Annotated in this window: 1 protein-coding gene; it reads right to left on the reverse strand. The window is 42.3% G+C overall.

Annotated features, from left to right (window positions below; genetic code table 11):
- Window positions 1-3,879 (reverse strand): DNA polymerase III subunit alpha (gene dnaE, locus AC1DPQ_RS20595; protein WP_477610721.1); only part of this gene is annotated, 3,879 nt, incomplete at both ends.

Here is a 3,879-nt window from a genome sequence, read left to right on the forward strand (position 1 = left end):
TACCACAAGTCCGCCTACGCAGAGCTCACGGTTTTTGAGCTTTTCGAATTCGGCCAAAACCTCTTCATTATTGTCGCCCATACGCACCTTGTTGATGATGCTCAGCTGTTTAACGCCATGGGTACAGAATTTATCGAGTTCGAGTTTATAATTATCTAAAGGGTGGCCAGAAAGGAAAATTCCAATAGCATCTTTCTCGTACTTTAACCTGTCCATTAATGCCCATTCTGGCGAAACCGGCAAACTTGGTTCTAAAATAAGATCAGCTTTAGAGCCACCGAATAAGGAAGCTTGTGACGTACTTTCATTGTTCTGAAAATCGTTGGCATATTTGATAATCTTTTCAATGCCATTCATTTTATCGTTCGGGCCGATATAAAAATACTGCGCCCTGTGCCCACCAAATGCATCGAAAGCACCGCTGTACACAAAACTCTCGTAAGCTTTTTTATTTACAATGCGGGTGTTAGAACGCTTGGCAAAATCGTACACATTACCATAAGGTCCATTTGCCAATCTTTCTTCAATAATACTTTCTACTGCCTTTTCACCTACACCTTTTACTGCCGACATACCGAAGCGGACTTCGCCTTTGGCATTTACCGAGAATTTGAGGTCGGATTCGTTCACATCGGGGCCTAATACCGTAACACTCATCTGGCGACATTCTTCCATAAAGAAAGCTACCTGTTTAATATCACTCATGTTGTTAGACAGTACCGCAGCCATATATTCGGCAGGGTAATGTGCTTTTAAGTATGCGGTTTGATAGGCAATCCATGCATAACAGGTAGAGTGCGATTTGTTGAAAGCATAGGATGCAAATGCTTCCCAATCTTTCCATATTTTCTCTAAAGTTGTGGCATCATGGCCTTTCTCGGCCGCTTGTTTCACAAACTTTGGTTTCATTTTATCCAGAACGTCTTTCTGTTTCTTACCCATCGCCTTACGCAGCACGTCGGCCTCACCTTTGGTAAATCCGGCCAGTTTCTGCGATAAGAGCATTACCTGCTCCTGATAAACGGTAATTCCATAGGTTTCTTTCAAATACTCTTCGCAGGCATCTAAATCGTACTTAATTTCTTCTTCGCCATTTTTACGGCGAACGAAACTTGGAATATACTCCATCGGGCCTGGGCGATATAGTGCGTTCATCGCAATTAAATCGTCGAAAACCGTTGGTTTAAGCTCCTTCATGTATTTCTGCATGCCCGGACTCTCGTACTGGAAAATCCCGATGGTTTCACCACGCTGGAAAAGCTCATAGGTTAATACATCATCAATTGGAAAATTATCCGGATCAAGATCGATACCAAACCGTTTTTTAACCAGTTTTACGGTATCCTTTATCAGGGTAAGGGTTTTTAAACCCAAAAAGTCCATCTTTAATAAACCCGCACTTTCTACAACCGAGTTATCAAATTGGGTAACATATAAATCAGAATCTTTTGCAGTAGAAACGGGAACGAAATTGGTAATATCGCTTGGCGTAATAATAACCCCGCAGGCATGAATACCAGTGTTCCGTAAAGAGCCTTCTAAAATCTGTGCCTGTTGTATGGTTTCGGCACTCAAATCTTTTAATGCGCCAAGGTTTTTCAATTCAACAACGCGTTCATATTCATCAGGGCGCAAAGCTTCTTTCAGTGTTTTCTCATCCAGCGTGAAGATTTTTGCGAGCTTCATATTCGGGATCAGCTTGGCAATCTTATCTGCTTCAAAAAGTGGCAGATCCAATACTCTCGCTGTATCACGGATAGAAGATTTGGCGGCCATGGTTCCATAAGTGATAATCTGCGCAACCTGGCTGGAACCGTATTTGCCAATTACATATTCCATTACACGGCCACGGCCCTCATCGTCAAAATCGATATCAATATCGGGCATGGATACACGATCGGGATTTAAGAAACGCTCAAAAAGGAGATCATACTTAATGGGATCGATATTCGTGATCCATAAACAATAAGCCACCACCGATCCGGCAGCAGAACCACGGCCAGGGCCTACCGAAACATCCCTGCGGCKGGCTTCGGCAATAAAATCCTGTACAATTAGGAAATAACCAGGATAACCGGTTTTTTCAATGGTCTGTAATTCGAAATCTAAACGTTCGATAACCTCAGGGGTTAACACGCCATAGCGTTTTTTAGCTCCTTCGTAAGTAAGGTGACGCAAAAATTTATTTTCCCCACGTTTTCCTCCATCGGCCTCGTCTTCCGCCACTAAAAATTCTTCTGGAATATCGAATTTAGGTAAGAGTACTTCACGGGCAAGTTTATAAATTTCGATCTTATCTACAATTTCTTTAATATTTACAATCGCCTCCGGCAAATCGGCAAAAAGCGATTTCATTTCATCACCAGATTTGAAATAATATTCTTGATTGGGCAAGCCATAACGGTAACCGCGACCACGGCCAATTGGCGTTGCCTGTTTTTCACCATCTTTTACACACAGCAAGATATCGTGCGCATTTGCATCCTTCTTGTTAATGTAATAGGTATTATTGGTGGCTATCAATTTAACAGTATGCTTTCTTGCCAGTGCAATTAACGATTCGTTTACACGGTCTTCATCTTCTTGGTTGTGACGCATTACTTCCACATAGAAATCATCGCCAAACATGTTCTTCCACCAGATCAACGCTTCTTCAGCCTGGGTTTCGCCCATGTTTAAAATTTTGTTCGAGATCTCTCCGGATAGGTTACCCGATAAAACAATAATATCATCTTTATACTGTTCAATTACCTCCCTATCGATACGGGGCACGTAATAAAAACCCTTGGTATAAGCGATAGAAGACATTTTAGCTAAATTGTGATAGCCTTTTTTATTCTTCGCCAACAGCACCATCTGGTAACCATTATCTTTTGCGGTCCGGTCTAAGTGATTATTACAAACAAAAAATTCTACCCCAACAATCGGTGTCATTACCACTTCCGTAGGGCGCTCGCCTGCCTCAATTGCAGCAGCATTTTTTGCTTCGGCCGCTTTGTTATGATTTAAAACATGATTCACAAAATGGAAAGCCCCCATCATGTTCGCATGATCGGTCATGGCTACTGCAGGCATTTTTTGTGCTGCTGCAGCTTTTACCAGATCGGGAATACTGATGGTACTTTGTAATACAGAAAACTGGGTGTGGTTGTGTAAATGTACAAAGGTTGCTGCAGCAAGTTCCTGTTTGTTTCCAGCAAGTTCCTGTTTCGAAATCCCTCCACCCTCAGCTTTTTGTAAACGCTTGCGGATTTCATCAGACGCAGCCTTTAAATTGATGTGTTTTAAACCAACTCCTTCAATCGTAGCCGGGTTTATCTCTCTAAAACGAGGAAAATATTCTACATCAACCTGTAGTTCTTCTTTTTTAAAAACCTCTCTTTTTACCAATTCCAAGAAACAACGTGTAGTTGCTTCCACATCGGCAGTTGCGTTGTGGGCTTCGTAAAAAGGAACACCAAACAAATAAGAATGTAACTCGGTTAAGGTTGGCAGTTTAAACCTTCCGCCCCTACCTCCAGGCAATTGTAAAAGCTGGGCGGTAACTTCGGTACAGGTATCCAACACAGGCATCTCGGCCAAACGGTTAGCTACACCAAACCGGTGAAACTCACAGCCCATAATGTTTACGTCGAAACCAACATTCTGGCCTACAATAAACTTGGCTTTATCTAAAACTTCGTTAAACTTGGCCAGCATTTCGTCGAAACCAATACCTTGTTCGGCAGCGAGTTCGGTAGAAATACCATGGATCCGTTCTGCATCGTACGGAATATTAAATCCCTCTGGTTTAACCAGATAATCCTGATGTTCAACCAATCTCCCCATCTCATCGTGCAGTTGCCATGCAATCTGTATACAACGCGGCCAATTATCCGT

Source organism: Pedobacter sp. 01T416_2, assembly GCF_056398925.1.